Source organism: Arthrobacter monumenti (genome assembly GCF_054511255.1).
Genome location: NZ_JBTNCY010000007.1, coordinates 13,208 through 31,546 on the forward strand (window position 1 = coordinate 13,208; position 18,339 = coordinate 31,546).

Below are 18,339 nucleotides of genomic sequence, written 5' to 3' on the forward strand. Positions count from 1 at the left end.
CAAGGCCCCCCCTGCAAGCTGTGAAAGTCCAGGAGGACGAATACGACCCGGCTGCACCGGACTTCAGCAGCCGGCGCTGGCAGTGAAAGGTCTCATCCGATGGCTACGAACAAGAGCTCAGAAGGATCCCGCAACGGTGTGGGATTTGGTCGTGCAGCCGCGATGGTCGCAGCATGCGGACTCATCCTGGGTGTGAGTGGAACTTCTTCCTCCGCGCCCACGATAGCCGGACTGCAGCATTCATCTGGCAACCTCCAGGACTCATCCGGCGTGGCAGTTCCAGCCAGCGCTGTCCTATCCTTCCGTCCACCCGTCACCATCATGGCCGACGGTGCGACGGGCGCCGGGCTCGTGCCCGGTATCGGAGGGCTCCCCGGACTTCCTGGCTCCCCCGGTTCCCCCGGATTACCAGGAAGCCCGGGGTTCTCCGGTCTTGCCAGCGGAACCAGCGTGCCCGGAACCAATCTGTTTGTTCAGCCGGGTCCTGCCTCCGCCCGGGGAAGCTTGGCCGCGGTCGTCCCCTATGCCCACCAAGGTCTGGGCCACCCGTACGTCTGGGGCGGCACCAGCTTCGCCAGTGGCTGGGATTGTTCCGGTTTTGTCCAGTGGGCCTTCGCCCAGGCAGGTTTCCAGATGCCGCGTGTGAGCCAATGGGAAGGCATGCAGCCGACGCAGAATCCTTCACCAGGCGACTTGGTCACGCAGCGGCCCGACGGCCCCAACCACTGGGCGCACGTGGGAATTTACATCGGCGACGGCATGATGATCAGTGCCCTCAATCCCGATCAGGGAACCATTATCCACTCGATCGGACCGGCCGGAACTTCGTGGTTCTTCACCCTTCCCGGCACGGCGCGCAGCGGACCTGATCCCTCGGATGCGCCAGGATCAGGCCTCACCTCTGGCATTACCGCGACTGTTCCCGGACTGAGCTTCCCCTCCGGGCCGGACTCGACAGCGACTGTTCCCGGACTGAGTTTCCCCTCCGTATCGGCCTCTAATGGAGGTTCCTCGGGCGGCTCCTCGGTGAATGCCTCGAACCAGCGGAACGACGGCCCGGCCAAGTCAGGCAAGTCGAAATCACACGACCAGGCCGGAAACAAGTCAGGTTCGGGAAAGAACACGGACCGCAATTCGAATCAAGGCGGTAGCGGGCGGGCGGATCGTAGTACGACGCCGGTCAAGGACGCCGCTGAGAGGTTAGCTAACGCGGGCAAGAGCAACCCCGGGAATCCGGGCAAGTCGAAGCCGTCGCACGACAAGACGCCCGGAAATAAGCCAGGCTCGGGAACGAATACGAACCATAACTCGAATCCGGGCGGTGCGGGAACAACACCTCCAGCTACGAAGCCCGGCGGCACGGGAACAACACCTCCAGCTACGAAGCCCGGCGGTTCGGGGTCATCGAAGCCGGGGACCGGAACCACGAGCCCGAAGCCGACGCCGGGTCCCGGGACCACAAACCCGAAACCGACTCCGACGCCAGATACCAACACCGGCACCGTGACTCCTCCGGCGACGAATAAGCCGGATCCCAAGCCCGTTGTGACGGTACCACCTGTCCAGACAACGCCTCCTGCCACGACGCCACCCGCGGCGCCGAAGCCGGAAGCTCCGGCACCGGTTACCGAGCAACCGACGACCCCACCGCCACCGCCACCAACGACTCCGGCCGCTCCGGCAGTTCTGACGCCCGGGGAAATCCAAGCCCTCCTGGTGAAGGGAGCGGCGGCCCTCGCAGCAGGAGCTCCGGGCTCACTGGGGACTCCCGTCACGGAACCACGGGCTGGCGACCTCGTCTACTATGCGAGCGATGGCACCAATCCAGCCCGTGTCGGCGTTTTCCTTGGTGACGGCACGGTTCTCCTGAACGGTGCAGGGGGTCCATCTCCCGTGGAAGCCAGCGCCGCCTACTACCGGGGGTAGCTAAAGATAAGAAGCCCCGTCCCTGCTCGAAAGAGCTGGGGACGGGGCTTTTTCCTGCGCCGGAAGAACCAGGCGCTACGGGGTCGGCTTTTCAGCAGCGGCAGCAATGTCGTCGAGGTCGACCCGCATAGCCTTGGACGCCGCACGCAGCCCTAGCCGGCCAAAAACTTTCCAAAGAATGCTCTGCCAGCGGGATTCCGAAACCGGCCGGCCAGCGAACTCCAAGCTCAGCAGGCTTCCCGGCCCGTCCGGCACAACGGTGAATGTCGTCGTGTAATGGGTGCCCGCCGACTCAGCCTCCACAACCGTGCTGTTCGGGGCGTCCGCCGCTGTCACCCACATTTCCTCGGTGGCCTTCTTGCCGAACATTGTGCGGGTCTCGCGCCACCGTGTGCCGACGCCGTAGGGCGGTTGACTGAGCAGCTCGATGCGGTCCACGCCGCTAAGTGTGCCGGCCGCGCCGGGAATGTCGGTGAGCACACGCCAAACCCGTTCGGGTGCGGCCGCAACAGGGCGGGAAAGAGTGATTGATTGGCTGGTCATAGGTTCATAATGGCACAGCCGAAGCGGTGCGGTTAACAGCAACAGGCCGGCACGAAGTCGTGCCGGCCTGTTGCCATAAAAAAGTGGAGATGGGGGGAATTGAACCCCCGTCCGATGTCGTGTTGTCAGGTCTTCTCCGGGCGCAGTTTGCGTCGGATTTTCTCGGCCCCAGCCATCATGCAAACAAGTGGTTGATCCGGGCCCAGCCGTCTAAAAGTCCCGGCAACCCCGACGGCGCGGGTTACCAGCAGTGGCCCTCTAAATGACGCCAGGATCCGGGTCGAGAGCGTACCCGGGCTGACGGACTATGCCCGCTGCTTAGGCAGCGAGAGCGAAGTCGTGCTGTTTAGAATCAGCAGTTATTTTTTTGCAGAGAGCGTTAACGAGATAGCCCTGCATCCTCGGCCCGCTTCCCCTGTCGCGACTACCATCGTCGAAACCAGTCATCCCCGTATTCAATTACCAAACCGGTTCCCCGGCTATTGCCCGGCGAATGCCGGACACCCATCATAACGCATGACCGCCGTCGTACATTCCCGCAGCTAAAAACCAATGCCGAGAACGACGATCTGGGCCTGCCACGCCAGCACGACCAGGAACGAGGCCAGCGTGGCGAAGATGGACATGATGGCGAGGGTGACCATCCCTGCCTGCCTTCGCCGCAGTGCCCAAAGGAACGTCAAAACATTGGCGGCAACCAGAAGCGGAGAGACGAACACCAACCACTGGGCCAGCATCACGTAGAACAGGAAGAAGAACGGAAACAGCACCATCAGTCCGGCAGGGACAATGGCCAGCACGATAATCCAATCGATCGCGGCGGTGGCAATCACCCACCACGGACGCTTGTAGCGGACCTCTTCCTCGTCGGGACCGGTTTGTTCATCCCAGAAAACTTCTGTCACAGCGGCCGGTCAGCCCAGATTCTTTTCGCGCATGGCACGCTGTGCCTCACGGTTGTCCTGCTGTTCACGCAGCGCCTGGCGCTTGTCGTAGTCGCGTTTACCCTTCGCGACGGCGATTTCGACTTTCGCCCGGCCATCCAGGAAATAGAGCTGCAGTGGCACGATCGTAAATCCTGATTCGCGCGTCTTCTGGGCAATTTTCTCGATCTCTTCGCGGTGCAACAACAATTTACGACGGCGGCGGGCGCTGTGGTTGGTCCAGGAACCATTGAGATACTCCGGGATATAGACGTGCTCCAGCCACATTTCATCGTCGGTCAGCGAGGCGAACCCGTCGATCAGCGAAGCACGTCCCTCGCGCAGCGACTTCACTTCGGTGCCCATCAGCACGAGGCCCGCCTCATAGGTATCCAGTATGTGGTAGTTGTGCCGGGCCTTTCGGTTGGTGGCCACTACCTTTCGGCCACTTTCTTTGGGCACGGTAAAACTCCTTAGTATGAGGGCTGGACATCCAGTCTACGACAGCACCCGGGGAGGTTTCAGCCTGCGGGTCGCGGCTGCCCGTCTGGTCAACGCCCAACGGCCCCGGCCGGGAGGAACTGCTACAGGACCGACGCTGGATTGACCGGCTCGCCATTGACGATGGTCTCGAAGTGCAGATGGCAGCCTTGCGAGTTTCCGGTGTTACCGGAATAGGCGATGATCTGGCCCTTCGAGACAGACTGGCCGGGCGAAACCACCGAACGGTTCAGGTGGTAATAAATGGTGCTCAAGGCGTCGCCGCCGACCACACCATGTGTGAGGACAACCCGGTTGCCCCCCGAGGGGACAGCGCCATCGGCATACCAAACCTCCCCGCTTGCCGGGGCGTATACCGGAGTGCCGCACGGAGTTCCGAAGTCGAGGCCGGTGTGCATGTAGCCACCCTTACCCAGGAAGTCGATGGTCCCGGCCGGCGTCTCGCGCCACCCAAAACCAGAAGTCATTGCAATGCCGGAACCGACGGGCAGGCGCAGGCCGAAACCGGAAGGAGTCGCTGGCGGCGCTGGCGGCGCAGGTGCCGGGGCAGGCGGCGGTGGCGGAGGGGCCGGCCGGTTTGCTTCTGCTGCTGCACGTCGTTCTGCTTCAATCCGGGCCTGCCGCTGGGCCTCGGCTGCCGCTGCAGCCTCAGCGGCAGCTTTTTCCTGGGCCTTCCGGATGCGCTCCTGTTCACGTTCCCAGGCCAGCCGTTGCTGCCGTTGTTTCTCGGCAATATCGGCCTGGACCTGCTGGTGCTCCTGCTCGATCCGGCTTAGCTTGGCCTTGACCTTGGGCTTCTGTGCTTCCAGCTTTTCCGACAGCGCGGTCGTCTCCGCTATCAGCGTGTCGACCTTCTCCTTCTCGGCGGCGGCTTTGTCCCGTGCGTCTTTCTCACGGGCCAGGGCTGCATCCGCTTTCTCCTTCAGATCCTTGATTTCGGCCTCGACGTCGGCAAGGCGGACTTCCGCGTTCACATTGGTGGCGTGCTGCTGAGCCAGCTGGTCCAACACAGCCGTCTGGCTGCGCAGTGCCTGGTCGGCCATGCCCATCGAGTCGGCAAGATTTCCGCCGTCGGAACTGAAGAAAAGGCTGAGGTTGGAAGGTACGCCACCGCTCTTGTACGCGGCTGTCGCAATCTGGCCGATCAGCTCCTTGGTTTTGGCCATCTCGGCCTTGTCCAGTTCGAGCTGCTCATTGATTTTCGCTTTGGTCTGTTCTGCCAGCTCGACCCTGGCTGCCAAAGCTTCGACTTCACGGGTGGCGGCAGCCACGTTGTCTTCTGCCTTGGCAAGCCGGTCCATCGCTCCCGGGAGCTGATCCTCGTATTGCTGCAATTGGGCCAAGGTCTCTACGATGTCCGAGTCGAGGTGCTCCAGCGATTGCTGAACCTTGTCGATGCGCTGTTCCAGCTCGGCCTTCCGGTCCTCGAGCTGGCCGGCACCGGCCGGCGCCGCTCCCCCTATCAAGGTCAGGATCAGCATGGCGGCGGCCGTCGAGCTTACGGCCGCCTTACATTTGAGGGGTCCGGGTCGGCGGACCTTTCCGGTGGACTCGGTTGATCGCATGAGAGATTTCTTTCCGTTGCGCATCGACTCAGACCTTCAGATAACGGCGGAGAGTCAGAATAGAGGAGAGCCCGGCCAGCACCACGCCGAGCAGGATTAGTCCAGGTGCCAGGATGACGGCCTGTGTGGCTGAGATGAATGCCGTATCGGGGTACTGCTGGGCGAGCCATTCGCCAACGAAGAAGTGCGACACCGCCCATAGCGTGACTGAAGCGAGGACAGCACCGATGACGGCGGCGATCACCCCCTCAAGCACAAAGGGCAGCTGGATCACCATTTTCGACGCGCCCACCAGACGCATGATTCCGGTTTCCCGCCGTCGGCTGAAAGCCGATAACCGGATGGTGGTCGCGATCAGCAGGACCGCGCAGACAATCATCACCCCGGCGACTCCGATGGCGATCAGTGAGGCCACGTTCATCACGGAAAATATCTGTTCCAGCAACTCCCGCTGATCGATCACGACTTCAACGCCGGGAACCGAGGAGAAGATCTCGTTGATCACCTCGTACTTCTGCGGATCCTCCAGATTAACCCGGAAGGATTCGGGCAGCTGCTGAGCCGTAACTGAGTCGACGATCGGCGAGTTGGCGAACTGGTCCTTGAAGTGGCCCAGCGCTTCTTCCTGCGACTCGTAAATGGGATCACCGGCGATGTATGGGTTCACGGTTGGCGAGCCCAGCAGTGAGCGGATGTTTTCACGCTGCGTGTCCGTGACCGGCCCGGCGGCGCAGCTGGGCGTCGAGGAACTGTCGACACAGAGGAAGATGGCCACCTGGACCTTGTCGTACCAAAAACCCTTCATCTGGGAGATCTGCATCTGCAGCAGGCCCGCCGCGCCGACAAAGGTCAGCGACACGAACGTGACCAGGATGACGGATACGAGCATGGACAGGTTGCGCCGCAGCCCGGAGCCGATTTCCCCGAGAACGAAGGCCAGCCTCACTGGACCGCCTCGGCCGCGCCGGCATAGATGCCCTGCGCTTCGTCGCGGATGACGACACCTTCGGACAGCTCGATGACGCGCTTACGCATCCCGTCAACGATGTCGTCGTCGTGGGTTGCCATCACTACGGTGGTGCCGTTTTGGTTGATCCGGTCCAGCACCTTCATGATGCCCAACGACGTCGTGGGATCCAGGTTTCCGGTCGGCTCATCGGCAAGGAGGATTCCCGGCTTATTAACGACGGCGCGGGCGATCGCCACACGCTGCTGCTCACCGCCGGAAAGCTCATGCGGCATCCGATGGTCCTTGCCTTCCAGGCCGACGGTCCTGAGCACCTCGGGGACCGTTTCGCGGATAATGGCACGGCTCCGGCCAATGACCTGCATGGCGAATGCGACATTGGCGAAGACGGTCTTGTTGGGCAGCAGCCGGAAGTCCTGGAACACCACACCGATTCCGCGGCGCAGTTTGGGCACGCGCCAGCTGGAGATGTTTGCTACGTTGCGGCCGGCGACGTGGACAGCGCCACGACTGGCCCGGTCCTCCTTGAGCACGAGGCGGATGAACGTGGATTTGCCCGAACCGGATGCGCCCACAAGGAAGACAAACTCGCCGCGGTCCACTTCCACGCTGACAGAGTCGAGCGCAGGCCGGGACTTCTGGTCGTAGACCTTGGTGACATTATCGAATCGGATCATGACTTCTTTTTGCCCCGTGTTGAAGCCGGCGATGGGGCGTGCTTGGGGGAAGAGACCTCCGGCCCCTCGACTATAGCCATGCCGATCGGGCGTCCGGCGGCATCAGCGGCGGCGTGTCGTCAGCTCAAGCGGCCAACCGGTTCAGCGCGAGCTCCAGCCGCCGTCCATAGTGTAGGACGCGCCGGTCACCATTCCGGCGTCGTGTCCTGCCAGCCAGAGCACCAGAGACGCCACTTCCTCGGGTTCGGTCAGGCGCTTGACGGCGCTTTCCGTGAGCATGACCTTCGCCAGCACTTCGTCTTCGTCGATGCCGTGCAGACGTGACTGATCGGCCACCTGTTTTTCAACCAACGGAGTGCGCACATAGCCGGGATTGACACAATTGCTCGTGACGGAGTGCGCCCCGCCTTCCAGCGCGGTGACTTTGGACAGGCCCTCCAGCCCGTGCTTGGCCGCAACGTAGGCGGATTTGTAGGCCGAGGCCCGGATACCGTGCACCGAGGAGATATTGATGATCCGGCCGAATTCGTTGGCGTACATGTGTGGAAGTGCTGCGCGGATCAGCAGGAAGGGTGCTTCCAGCATGAGCTTCAGCATCAGGCGGAAGTCATCCGGGACGAATTCTTCGATCGGACTGACGCGTTGAATGCCTGCGTTGTTAATCAGGATGTCGGTGTCGAGGCTCAGGTTCTCCAGAGCGGTGGTGTCGCTGAGATCCACCTGCCAGCTCACTCCGGAGACCTCATCCGCGAGGGCAGCAGCGGCGTCGCCGTCGACGTCGGCAATGGTCACCTTGGCGCCTTGCATGGCCAATGCGCGCGCACAGGCAGCACCGATGCCGCTGGCACCTCCCGTGACCAATGCTGTCCGTCCGGTCAGTTTCTGTTCGGTCCTGCCTGCTTCGGTCACTGATTCTCCTTGGGCTACTCTGCCTTTTGGCCTGTGGACTACTCTGCGGATGTCGCTGGTGCTACTCTGCGGTTTGGCGCTGCTCGGCCCGCCACCGGATACCGGCGTCGATAAAGCCGTCAATTTCCCCATCAAGCACGGAGGAAGTGTTTCCCACCTCGTGGTTGGTGCGCAGGTCCTTGACCATTTGGTACGGGTGGAGCACGTAGGAGCGCATCTGGTCGCCCCAGGACGCCTTCACATCTCCGGCGAGCGCCTTCTTTTCCGCGTTCTCCTCCTCCTGCTTGAGCAAGAGCAGCCTGGACTGCAGCACCCGCATGGCTGCGGCGCGGTTCTGGATTTGGGACTTTTCGTTTTGCATGGAGACGACGACGCCGGTGGGCACGTGGGTAAGGCGCACCGCGGAGTCCGTCGTATTCACGGACTGTCCACCTGGACCGGACGAACGGAAGACGTCCACGCGGATGTCCGACTCGGGGATCTCAATGTGGTCGGTCGGAGCAATCAGTGGAATTACCTCCACTGCGGCGAAGGAGGTCTGCCGGCGGCCCTGGTTGTCGAAAGGGCTGATCCGGACCAGGCGGTGCGTGCCGGCTTCCACCGAGAGGGTGCCGAAGGCGTAGGGCGCCTTCACCTCGAAGGTGGCCGACTTCAGGCCGGCTTCTTCGGCGTAGGATGTATCGAGCACATGGACGGGGTATCCCCTGCGTTCCGCCCACCGGGTGTACATCCGCAGCAGCATCTCGGCGAAGTCCGCAGCATCCACGCCGCCGGCACCGGAGCGGATGGAGACGACGGCCTCACGCTCGTCGTATTCTCCTGCCAGCAGCGTGACGACCTCCAGGTCTTCCAGCGCCTTCTGCAATTCCTTAAGCTCAACTTCAGCTTCAGTCAGGGAGTCCGGGTCTCCCTCGGAATGAGCCAACCCGACCAGTACTTCCATGTCGTCGATGCGGGACTGGAGTTCTTTGAGCCGGTCGAGTTCACCCTGTCTGTGGGAAAGTCTGGAGGTCACGTACTGAGCTTGCACCTGGTCATCCCAGAGATCGGGGGCGACGGCCTGCTCCTCGAGCTCGGCGATGTCTGCCTTGACAGTCTCAACATCAGAGACCTGCTCGATGGAGTTAAATTTAGCGCGTAGAGCGCGGATTTCTGCGGGAAAGTCGATCTCAGCCATGGTGTTTCAAGCCTACGCTATTGCCGTATGGACCGGTCACCGGAGGCGCCTTACCCCATTTCCGACGTTCCACGCTGAAGTTCAGCACCGGCTTTATCGTTGAAGTTGGGAGCGGGCATCACTGACTACAGCGATCGGGATACCGTCCGGAACCAGCACATTCACTATGGGCGGATGGACGACGGCGGTCAGAACGACGTGAGCGGTGCGGCTGTCGGCTGTACCCGTGGCCGGATCAACGGCCAGATCGGTGAAGCGTTCTGCCGCAGCTGTTCTGTTCAGGTACGACGCGACGGCATTGTTAACCGCTTGATCATTCAAGATAGTAACGGGCGCACCTTCAGTCATCTTGACCTGGCCCAGCGAGAACGTGTCCGCGGCCGCCACCGCGGCACTATCGGCAACTGCGAGCAGCCGTTTGTGCCCGATGTAAACCGATGAGACAGCCATGACAACTGTTACAACCAGTAGAGAAAGGACAACGTATCCGATGATGAGGACCATGATCTGACCCTCCTCGTCCTCAGGATCGCATGGCCGCTGATTGAGCGGGCAACGACGTGACCGCATTATTCGCGTCATCCGAACCGCTCCACAATCTCCGTGGCGCTGGCGCTGACAGACGCCGCGGAAAGATCCAGAGCAGGCATGCTCGGCATGAGCGGCAGCGGCACCTCCACGGATATGTGGACCGTCACCATTGAGCCGGGTTCAAGACACTTTTCTCCGTTGCAGACAATTTCCATAGTGACCGAGGAAGGCTCAAAACCATGATCAGTGACTGCAAGCATCGCAGCCCGTTCCGCACGCAATTTGCCGGTTTCAGGAGATTCGGAGCTGACGAAAACCTTGGCCGCCTGATGTGCCGCACCAACGCTGGCGTAGGAACCGCCCTGCAGGCTGCCAACCGCCAGCACCAGGTAGACGACGGGAACCAGTAACAGCGTGCCGAGAAAAATAAACTCGATCACCGCGCTACCACTCTCGGAGTCCTCGCCAGTGGCCAATTTCCGCATTACCCGCTTGAGCCGCGACAAACGCGCCAGCGCATCCTGCAAAAATTTAGCTTGTTCTGGCGGCATGACCGGATACCTCTATGACTCCGCCTGGTCCTATCAGGCCTATGACGGGAAGCGGAGCCGTCACGGTCACCTCCACAGTGGGCACGCCCATGTACGAGATTTGGTCCACCAAGACGTTTTGCGCATAAGCGTCACTCAGGGCCATGGAAATCAACGATTCCGTACGCCGTTGCGCATCCGTTGCTTCCCGGTCCGCAAGAGCGCCGTACCTAGCACCCGAGGCCGCTGCATCTATTAACGTGTTCCGTACATGAAGTACGAGTGCCAGTTGAATCACGGCCATGAATACGACCGTCAGCAAGCTGCCAACGAGAACGAAATCCACGGCTGCCGAGCCCTGTTCCCGTCGAGCCTTTGCCGGTTGCACCATTTACTGTCTGACTTGATTCATCGCCGATTGAAACAGACCTTCAAGTGCGGGGCCTGCCAGGGCTAAAAGCCCAGCTACCAGCACGGCGGACATTAGGGTGATCATCACCCACCCCGGAACATCCCCCCGCTCGTTATCTCGTACGTCTGTCGCAGTCGCGAACCGGCTCAGTGTTGCCAAGCGGAAGATCTCCACCATCTGGACCGTATGGCGAAGAACGGAGACTAGCTTTTGTTTCATCATTTCTTGTCCTTTCTACTGGTTTACAAGCCTAAGTTGATTGCAGCTAATCCTGGATATACCGCAAAGATCACCGTCAATGGCAGAACGCCGAATACCAGCGGAACCATCATTCCAATCTCTTTTCGGCCAGCCGATTCCATCAAATCGCGCTTGGCCATGTCCCGTACGTCCTGCGCCTGCGCTCGCAGTACATCGGCGAGCGGCGTTCCCCGTTCCATTGCGACAGTAATGCCGTCCACGAAACGCGCCAGTGGGGCCAACTGGGTCTGATTGGAAAAGTCCCGCAGTGCTGCAGCCAGCGGTGTTCCAGAACGGGTCGATGCGAGCACCAGGGCGAATTCGTCGGACAATTCTCCCTGCGAGCTGCGGCACACCCGTTCCAAAGCTCCTGCCGCGCTCTCCCCTGCGCCGACAGCAAGCGCCATCAACTCGGCCAAGCTTGGGAATTCTGCCAGCATCCTGGTTTCCCGACGTTTGATTTGAGCCGATAGGACATAGTCGCGAAGCAGATATCCGCCAACTGCAAGGCCGAAGCAGATAATGGTGGCCAACACCGGTTCAAAATTGCCAACAGAGGCCGTCATGACCGAACCACCGATGCCGAGGGCAAGACCCGCTCCACCCCAAATGAGTTGTTGGGCCCTAAAGTCCAGCGGGCTTTCCTGTTTACCCGCACGCACGAGACGGCCGGCCAATTGGCTGCTCCCCGGATTGAACCTGCTAAACCAAATCACCGCATCCTGAACAACCGGCTTGAGGATTCGTTCCAAGGCGCCAAATGGCGTCTGGTTGACCCGGGGGCTATGCAACAAGCGGGATTGAGTGTCAGCGGATTTCAGCTGTGGCGCGATACGGTCGACAAATCGCCTTCTTCGCATGAAGGGAAGCCGTAAAAGCGTAAGCCACAGCCCGGATCCCAGTCCGGCCCCACAGACAATAGCGAGCGACATCAGTGGAGTCATCGTAATACTCTCGCATCCGTCGGGAGTGCACCGATCCGCAGCATGACCCGGTAGCAAATCAAGGAGACAACAAGACCCCCGAGAAGGACCAGGGCGCCATTTGTGGTGTTATAGGCCGAAATCGCTTCCGGCCTGGTGGCAAGCAGCATCAATACGATCCATGGGGCAGCAATAGCGAGTCTGGCAGCATTAACTGTCCACGATTGCCTGGCTTCGAGTTCGCTGCGGGTACGCGCATTGTCTCGAAGGAATTCGGCCAGTGTGCCCAGCAGCTTTCCTAGATCCGAACCGCCAACCTCGCGAGTCAAACGTAGCGCTTCAATAATGCGATCGGCTACCGGGTCCGCCAGCCGATCCTTTAACCGGCTCAGCGCATCATCGAATTGGCCCCCGGAACGATAGTCGGCCCCAAATTCGGCAAAGGCAGAACGCAACTCATATGGGCCTTTCTGCGAAAGCTGGATCAGCGCCTCCGGCAGGGATAGCCCTGCCCGGATCGCAGAGCGAAGATGGTCCACGACATCAGGCCACAGTTCCCGAAGCGCAGCAGACCGACGTCCCGCGCGCCATTTCACCAAAGCCATCGGGGCCCAGCCGCCGAATAAACCGAAACAGCAGGAGATAGGCAACGAACCTGTCAACACAAAGAATACGAGAGTTGAGAATAGCCCTGTGCCTGCACAGCTCACGATTAGCCCGGATGCTGAAACCTTCTCAATGCCCGCACGCTTGAGCAATTCCTCTATTCTGCCTGGGCGATTCGATCGCTTTTGGTGCACCGGATCATCCCACAGCGACCACCAAATGAGGAACAGCCCGATTCCGCCGAGTAAACCAACAGCCGCCACCATCAGCGCTCGTCCAGCAGTTCGGGGACACTGTAGCCGGTGCGGGAGAATTTCTCCTCCGCTGGCATCGCCGACGGGTTTGCAACCAAGACACCGTCTATCCGTTGGAACACACGCGAAGATTCAATAATCCCGTTCTCTACCCTCCGCCCGAGAGACAACACTTCTGTGACTTCACGTTGACCATTTGCTGCCCGTGAACAGTGCACCACCAAGTCAATGCAAGACGCCACTGTCGGAACCACGAAGTCAGATGAGATGTTATCCCCCGCCAGTAAGGGCAGGGTGCAAATTTTGGTCACCGCGTCCCGTGCACTGTTCGCGTGCACGCTGCACATTCCAGGCAAACCAGAGTTGAGGGCAATAAGCATGTCCAGGCTTTCCGCTTCCCTCACCTCCCCAACTATCAGACGGTCCGGCCTCATCCGCAGCGCCTCCTTAACGAGACGGCGAAGGGGGATATCACCATGGCCTTCCAGGTTTGGCTGGCGGCACTGCAGACCGACAACGTCGCGCAGGGGAAGTTGTAATTCGAAAATCTCCTCAACAGTGATCACACGTTCCCGGGAGCCGATGCTGGCGCCAAGGCAGTTCAGCATCGTCGTCTTACCTGCCTGGGTAGCACCGGAAACGAGAATATTAAGTCCACTTGCTACAGCAGCACCGAGGAACCGCGCCGCTTGCGGGCTGATGGTTCCGAGCTCAATGAGGTGTTCGAGGCGGGTGGCACGGGAGATAAACTTGCGGATGTTGACGGCCCAGTGCCGACGCGTAATGTCCGGGATGACTACATGCAGCCGGGAACCGTCGGGGAGAGCCGCATCAACAAATGGTGAGGACAGATCAAGGCGCCGGCCGGATGATTTGAGCATTCGCTCAACCAAATCCCGCACCTGCTGCTCCGTCAACGACAGCGACGTGAGTTCGCTCTCGCCTCCCCTCGCCACATAGATCTCGCTCGGTGCATTCAGCCACACTTCTTCCACCGTCGGATCATCGAGAAGGGGTTGAAGTGGCCCGAATCCCGCCACTGCATCATAGACGTGTTTACGCGCACGTTCGACATGTCCCAGCGGGGGTAGCGATCCCAGCAGTGAGCGTTCTCCGTAGTCGCTAACGGCCGCTTCCACCAAACGATGAATCTCGTACGACTCTGTAGATGGATCCAGTCCTCTACGCCTAATGAGTTCGCGGACCTCGTCCTCCACGATCCGCACTGCATCCATAGTCGATCCCCCGTCCGGGCACGTGTTGGCCTGTCGGCTCTGCATTGTTGGTGGCTGTACCGCTTTGTGCGGGACAGTGAGACTTTCTGCCTTCGAACACTATGGTTAAAAATCCTGGTGGTCCACCTCACGTACAGCAACTGTGGACAATTCGTCACATAAGCACCATCTGCCACATTCTGCCCGCCGTTATCCACAGGTCGGTCGTCCATCGTCGTAAGCAGTACTCCACTTGCGTATTCTGCAGACAAACCCGAGCGGAAGGAATCCTATGCGGCTCTATGTCACAGTGGTCGCAGCCCCTGGACTCTGCTGGGACGACAACGAGCACCAGTACCAGCAACCAGCTCGACTCCTCGCTCAGTTGCCGAACAATCCGGTGGAATTAGCTCTGGAAGTTGAAGCCGGCCCCGGATCCGCGATTGTCACCCAACTCGAACTCGAAACGCCCGCCCAGACGCGCTTCTGGGTGGAGGGGAAAGATCTCGGGAACCTACAGGTGGGGGAACCACCTCTCGTTGATGGTGCCGTCATCGTGGCGACTCCCCATGACGGCTCCATCCCTGTACGCCGCCTTTGCTTTGATAACGATCTCGTCTTCTCCGTCTTGACAGGACCTGATTCGGGAGAGCTTAAAGTACTGAGACGGGGCGTCTATTCCATTGGACGCGTAGGCCATAGCATCAACATTGCTGATCCCCTTCTCTCCCGTCATCATGCAGAGTTGACGGTAGAGGCCGCAAGGGTCCACCTAAAGGATCGCGGTTCCGCAAATGGAACATTTGTGGAACAAACCAGAATCACAACGGCACCGGTCACTACGGAATCGATCATTCAGATGGGGTCTTCCAGATGTTCGTTGCGATTCAGCGACCAATCACAATCTCTGCCCCAAACGCATCATGATCCTTCAGAGCCGCTGGTAATTTCCAGGGATGAACCACCACAGCGTCGAGGAACCATGATGCTGACAGCGCTGCTGCCAGTAGCGATTGGCGTGGGCCTCGCCTTGATAACCGGCATGTGGATCTTCCTCGCGTTCAGCGCCGTTTCGGCTCTAACGATGTTGCTGCCCGTTTTCGGCGGCCGTGGCCGCCGTGCCAAGTTTAGAAAGGACCTTGAAGCGGCTCGAATTGTCGACAGAGATCGTCGCCTCGCGGCTACGCCCTTTCTCGCCGACACCATACGACAGACTGTCGAGGGTGCCGCTGCCGTTTCCCGTATCGGGCGCACAACCAAGAAAGAAGTCAAAGATACGGATCAGCCAGCGGCTATGAGCTGCTGGATACGGTTGGGGACGGCAGCACAGCCTGTGAATGTGCGTCTGGATCCTCCGGACAAGGGGTTCGTACCACCCGTCGTGGCTGCGTTGCCGGTCGCCTTGAATCTCTCCAAAGCCGGGCAACTGGCAGTTGCCGGAGCGGACGAGCAAGTCGCCGCAATAATCCGCTCGTTGTCGATTCAGATTTCCCAAGCCACAGGACACTATCAGCGCCTGATGTTTTGTGGATCCATGTCAGACCTTCCACTCAGCGCCAGATTTCTTCCAGGCGTCCAGCTGATTCCAGAGCCCGACGAAGCGATTACCGCCCTTCGGGATGAAGGAGGAAGACCGCCAGTCCTTTTTATTGGTCATCGATGCGGAATTTCGGCGCAGGAGGAGGAGACCATCCGTCAAATGGTCGCTGCCGGGCGACTGAACGTCATTTGGTACGGCAACTGGGTCTTCCGAGAAGATGTTCCTACCCTTGCGCTTTCGAGGCAGGACGCGGTATTTCGCAACGGACGTGAGGAGTTGGGGCTGGTTCCGGACATGGTCAGCGAAGCAAACTTTGACAGATACTGCCGGGCGCGCGCCCGGGTGCTGGCTTCGAATCCCCCAAGAGGGACAACTACCCGCAAGATGCCCGTTAGAGTGCCGCTAATCGGAATCGCAGACGCGAAAGTCGAAAGCATCCGGAATTCCTGGCTCGGGACGAACATGGATACGCCTCAGCTGGATGCACCGATCGGCGTCACATCCTCGGCGGTCATATCGATAGACCTGCAACAGGATGGACCGCACCTTCTTATCGCCGGAACTACAGGATCGGGCAAGTCCGAGCTCCTTAGGACCCTCGTATTGTCTCTGGCCATGCGCCACTGCCCCTCAAAATTGAACTTTCTATTTGTAGATTTCAAAGGGGGGTCCGGACTGGGTCCGTTGAGGAGTCTGCCGCACACTGTTGGAATGTTGACCGACTTATCTGCCGAAGCCGTTGGCCGTGCTATGGAATCTCTCCGTGCGGAAGTTCGCCGCCGGGAGTTGCTGTTCGCCCGCGTCGAGGCAGCGGATCTCACCTCATATAGGAAGGTCCGGACGAAAGATCTCGAAGAGTTGACCCATTTGGTCCTGGTTATAGACGAGTACAGAATGCTGCTGGAAGAAGTTCCCGATGCCATGGATGAGCTGCTCCGGATCGCAACACTTGGACGCTCCTTGGGGCTGCATCTCGTTATGGCCACCCAACGGCCCCAAGGAGCGGTATCGGCCGACATACGGGCAAATGTAACGACAAGCATCGCACTTCGAGTTCAATCCGCGATGGAATCACAGGACGTCATTGATTCTTCCGTGGCGGCTGGAATCAGTGTGAAGGCGCCGGGCCGCGCCTATCTCAAGCGGGGCGGCGAACCTCCCGAGCAGTTCCAATCAGCTTCAACGTCGGAGAACACGCGAATTGGCGGCGCCAGCGGCATTGCCAGCATTACGACGTTGCAGCATTCACTGAGTGCGGGAGCTCTACAGGAAGAAATACCACCCGACGTTGACAGCCGTTCGGATCCGCTGAAGGGTTACATTAGCGCTGTCGCGGCGGCTTGGAACGAGCATGGCGGGCCTCCAGTGAGAGGCCCCATCACCGACCCCTTGCCGGAACAGCTCGACGAAGTGGCTCCTTGGCAGGGCAGAGAAGCAAATTGTGCGGGCGCTCCTGATGTCGAGGATGATTCTATTGCACTTGGTTTACTCGATCTCCCATCGGTTCAACGGCAGGAAACCTTGATATGGAATCCGGCGGACGATTCCCATCTAGCTCTGTTTGGCGCACCGCGGAGCGGCCTCAACAGCTCAATCCGCCACATCGCCGGGCAGCTGCTGCACCGCGATGTTCGCCGTACACACTTGTACGTACTGGATGGCGATGGAACTTTTCCCGGTATAAACCTTGATTGCCATGTCGGTGCGTATGTTGGCGCTGATGAAATCCGGCGGGCAGTGCGCGTCATTGAGCTGCTGGCGGAAGCCCTCTCAGAACGGCTTGCCTCCGAACTTACCCCGCTGATCCCAAAGTCCACGGGCGATGAAACCGGACAGCATAGTGCCCATCAGGAAGCAGCCTTGCTGGTACTCGTCATATCCAGTTGGGGACGGTGGGTCTCAGCGATACGAGGAAGCCCGTGGCCTTGGGCTGAGGATTACCTTCATGATTTGGTCCGGGATGGCGGGAAGGCCAGAGTCGTTATTATCATCGGCGGCGATCGGGAACTGGCGACCTCAAGATTCTTGGGGGTTATACCAAACCGCATTTATTTGCCGATGGGGGCCAGCTCTGAATCTCTCATGTCATGGCCGAAGATTCCTAAACTCAAGAAACTGCCAGGCCGGTCCTTTGTGCAGGGCAGGTTCGCCCCGGCGGGTGGCATCGGCCAGCTAATTCCATGTAGCAGCTCGAACTGGCACCAGATGGACTTTCAAACCTCAGCTGGGACGCATCAAGAACATTTGCCGTTTCGCGTAGCCGCTCTTCCCCGCATGATTTTGCCAGGCGAGGTAACAAGCCAAACGACCGAAGAGGAAGAGGTCCTCCTCGGAATTCGTGGAGACGATTTGCTTCCGATAGCCCTTCGGATACCAGCAACGGACGTCCTTCTAATCCTCGGACCACCGAGGTCTGGAAAGTCGACCGCCTTGGAGATGGTGGCGGCAATGGGTTCTGACAATCGCCATTGGATCGCAGTTTCGTCCGCAAGTCTTGATCCGGCACCTTCTGACAACCTAATGACCGAGCTCGATGCGCTGAAGACCGACCCCTCCAGAACAACTCTCCTGCTCGACAATGCTGACAGGCTGTCGCAGCAGGCACATCAGAGCCTCACCAATCTGCATAATCGGGGCTATGGCGTCATTATGACAGCGACCACTGGACCAGCCGTGATGACCAAGATCCCGTTGTCGATGCCGGCCCGATCAACAGGAAGGGGCATTGTACTGGCGCCACGATCCGCGATGGACGGCGACTTCTTCGGCGTACGGCTCGATCCCGATCCCCGTTTTGTTCCCGGCAGAGCGGTGATTATTGAAGGCGGTACCTGTATTCCAGCTCAATTATTCTCGCCACCCAAGTTGGATGAATAGGCCTCAGGGCTGGACGGCGGCCAT

At 59.8% G+C, this 18,339-nt stretch carries 17 protein-coding genes and 1 other RNA gene; 2 read left to right on the forward strand and 16 right to left on the reverse strand.

All coding sequences use genetic code 11. From position 1 onward, the window contains the following. The first annotated feature begins 99 nt into the window (after window positions 1–99). Entirely contained in the window at window positions 100–1,926 is a 1,827-nt protein-coding gene (locus tag ACX80B_RS11430) for a C40 family peptidase (protein ID WP_459296180.1), read from the forward strand. Window positions 1,927–2,001: 75 nt separating this feature from the next. Here the strand turns inward: ACX80B_RS11430 and ACX80B_RS11435 are convergent, their stop codons facing one another. The 16 genes from ACX80B_RS11435 to ACX80B_RS11510 all read right to left on the reverse strand — a co-directional run bounded on the left by ACX80B_RS11435 (window position 2,002) and on the right by ACX80B_RS11510 (window position 13,919). After that, the gene (locus tag ACX80B_RS11435; RefSeq protein ID WP_459296182.1) at window positions 2,002–2,469 is read right to left on the reverse strand and encodes an SRPBCC family protein; all 468 of its coding nucleotides are present in this window, start codon (window positions 2,467–2,469) and stop codon (window positions 2,002–2,004) included. 81 nt (window positions 2,470–2,550) lie between these two features. Then, window positions 2,551–2,920: a transfer-messenger RNA gene (ssrA, locus tag ACX80B_RS11440) on the reverse strand. A gap of 91 nt (window positions 2,921–3,011) precedes the next feature. After that, entirely contained in the window at window positions 3,012–3,374 is a 363-nt protein-coding gene (locus ACX80B_RS11445) for a hypothetical protein (RefSeq protein ID WP_459296184.1), read from the reverse strand. Between the two features lie 9 nt (window positions 3,375–3,383). Continuing rightward, window positions 3,384–3,854 carry an SsrA-binding protein SmpB gene (smpB, locus tag ACX80B_RS11450; RefSeq protein ID WP_459296186.1) on the reverse strand — a complete coding sequence of 157 codons (471 nt, stop codon included), beginning with the start codon at window positions 3,852–3,854 and terminating at the stop codon, window positions 3,384–3,386. A 122-nt stretch (window positions 3,855–3,976) separates the two neighbouring features. Beyond that, on the reverse strand, window positions 3,977–5,458 hold the full coding sequence (locus ACX80B_RS11455; RefSeq protein WP_459296188.1) for a peptidoglycan DD-metalloendopeptidase family protein: 1,482 nt from the start codon (window positions 5,456–5,458) through the stop codon (window positions 3,977–3,979). A 28-nt stretch (window positions 5,459–5,486) separates the two neighbouring features. Beyond that, window positions 5,487–6,404 carry a permease-like cell division protein FtsX gene (gene ftsX / locus ACX80B_RS11460; RefSeq protein ID WP_459296190.1) on the reverse strand — a complete coding sequence of 306 codons (918 nt, stop codon included), beginning with the start codon at window positions 6,402–6,404 and terminating at the stop codon, window positions 5,487–5,489. Then, window positions 6,401–7,102 carry a cell division ATP-binding protein FtsE gene (ftsE, locus tag ACX80B_RS11465; protein WP_459296192.1) on the reverse strand — a complete coding sequence of 234 codons (702 nt, stop codon included), beginning with the start codon at window positions 7,100–7,102 and terminating at the stop codon, window positions 6,401–6,403. The genes ftsX and ftsE overlap by 4 nt, the downstream gene beginning before the upstream one ends. A 141-nt stretch (window positions 7,103–7,243) precedes the next feature. After that, window positions 7,244–8,011, reverse strand: coding sequence for a 3-hydroxybutyrate dehydrogenase (locus ACX80B_RS11470; protein WP_459296194.1), 768 nt, complete (start codon window positions 8,009–8,011; stop codon window positions 7,244–7,246). A 61-nt stretch (window positions 8,012–8,072) separates the two neighbouring features. After that, window positions 8,073–9,188 carry a peptide chain release factor 2 gene (gene prfB, locus ACX80B_RS11475; RefSeq protein WP_459296196.1) on the reverse strand — a complete coding sequence of 372 codons (1,116 nt, stop codon included), beginning with the start codon at window positions 9,186–9,188 and terminating at the stop codon, window positions 8,073–8,075. Between the two features lie 93 nt (window positions 9,189–9,281). Beyond that, window positions 9,282–9,770, reverse strand: coding sequence for a pilus assembly protein TadG-related protein (locus tag ACX80B_RS11480; protein WP_459296198.1), 489 nt, complete (start codon window positions 9,768–9,770; stop codon window positions 9,282–9,284). Further along, window positions 9,767–10,270: a hypothetical protein gene (locus ACX80B_RS11485; protein WP_459296200.1), complete on the reverse strand. Its 504-nt coding sequence runs from the start codon at window positions 10,268–10,270 to the stop codon at window positions 9,767–9,769. Before ACX80B_RS11485 ends, ACX80B_RS11480 begins: the two co-directional genes overlap by 4 nt. Then, window positions 10,251–10,640 (reverse strand): TadE family protein, encoded by a 390-nt coding sequence (locus ACX80B_RS11490; protein WP_459296202.1) that lies wholly within the window; start codon window positions 10,638–10,640, stop codon window positions 10,251–10,253. Before ACX80B_RS11490 ends, ACX80B_RS11485 begins: the two co-directional genes overlap by 20 nt. Beyond that, on the reverse strand, window positions 10,641–10,838 hold the full coding sequence (locus ACX80B_RS11495) for a hypothetical protein (protein ID WP_459296727.1): 198 nt from the start codon (window positions 10,836–10,838) through the stop codon (window positions 10,641–10,643). It abuts the gene before it with no gap. A gap of 65 nt (window positions 10,839–10,903) precedes the next feature. Beyond that, entirely contained in the window at window positions 10,904–11,845 is a 942-nt protein-coding gene (locus tag ACX80B_RS11500) for a type II secretion system F family protein (RefSeq protein ID WP_459296204.1), read from the reverse strand. After that, complete coding sequence (locus ACX80B_RS11505) at window positions 11,842–12,696, reverse strand: type II secretion system F family protein (protein ID WP_459296206.1); 855 nt, start codon at window positions 12,694–12,696, stop codon at window positions 11,842–11,844. Before ACX80B_RS11505 ends, ACX80B_RS11500 begins: the two co-directional genes overlap by 4 nt. Next, window positions 12,696–13,919 (reverse strand): CpaF family protein, encoded by a 1,224-nt coding sequence (locus ACX80B_RS11510; protein WP_459296208.1) that lies wholly within the window; start codon window positions 13,917–13,919, stop codon window positions 12,696–12,698. Before ACX80B_RS11510 ends, ACX80B_RS11505 begins: the two co-directional genes overlap by 1 nt. Window positions 13,920–14,190: 271 nt before the next feature. On the opposite strand from ACX80B_RS11510, the gene ACX80B_RS11515 reads away from it, so the two are divergent. Further along, entirely contained in the window at window positions 14,191–18,315 is a 4,125-nt protein-coding gene (locus ACX80B_RS11515) for an FtsK/SpoIIIE domain-containing protein (RefSeq protein ID WP_459296210.1), read from the forward strand. Window positions 18,316–18,339: the final 24 nt, after the last annotated feature.

Excerpts from the sequence above, each read along its gene's own strand:
- ACX80B_RS11500 (WP_459296204.1), bottom strand. The coding sequence starts at position 11,845 with ATGACTCCACTGATGTCGCTCGCTATTGTCTGTGGGGCCGGACTGGGA.
- ACX80B_RS11515 (WP_459296210.1), top strand. The coding sequence starts at position 14,191 with ATGCGGCTCTATGTCACAGTGGTCGCAGCCCCTGGACTCTGCTGGGAC.
- ACX80B_RS11495 (WP_459296727.1), bottom strand. The coding sequence starts at position 10,838 with ATGGTGGAGATCTTCCGCTTGGCAACACTGAGCCGGTTCGCGACTGCG.
- prfB (WP_459296196.1), bottom strand. The coding sequence starts at position 9,188 with ATGGCTGAGATCGACTTTCCCGCAGAAATCCGCGCTCTACGCGCTAAA.
- ACX80B_RS11505 (WP_459296206.1), bottom strand. The coding sequence starts at position 12,696 with ATGGTGGCGGCTGTTGGTTTACTCGGCGGAATCGGGCTGTTCCTCATT.
- ACX80B_RS11435 (WP_459296182.1), bottom strand. The coding sequence starts at position 2,469 with ATGACCAGCCAATCAATCACTCTTTCCCGCCCTGTTGCGGCCGCACCC.
- ACX80B_RS11430 (WP_459296180.1), top strand. The coding sequence starts at position 100 with ATGGCTACGAACAAGAGCTCAGAAGGATCCCGCAACGGTGTGGGATTT.
- ACX80B_RS11485 (WP_459296200.1), bottom strand. The coding sequence starts at position 10,270 with ATGCCGCCAGAACAAGCTAAATTTTTGCAGGATGCGCTGGCGCGTTTG.
- ACX80B_RS11490 (WP_459296202.1), bottom strand. The coding sequence starts at position 10,640 with ATGGTGCAACCGGCAAAGGCTCGACGGGAACAGGGCTCGGCAGCCGTG.
- ACX80B_RS11480 (WP_459296198.1), bottom strand. The coding sequence starts at position 9,770 with ATGACGCGAATAATGCGGTCACGTCGTTGCCCGCTCAATCAGCGGCCA.
- ftsE (WP_459296192.1), bottom strand. The coding sequence starts at position 7,102 with ATGATCCGATTCGATAATGTCACCAAGGTCTACGACCAGAAGTCCCGG.
- ACX80B_RS11455 (WP_459296188.1), bottom strand. The coding sequence starts at position 5,458 with ATGCGATCAACCGAGTCCACCGGAAAGGTCCGCCGACCCGGACCCCTC.
- ACX80B_RS11510 (WP_459296208.1), bottom strand. The coding sequence starts at position 13,919 with ATGGATGCAGTGCGGATCGTGGAGGACGAGGTCCGCGAACTCATTAGG.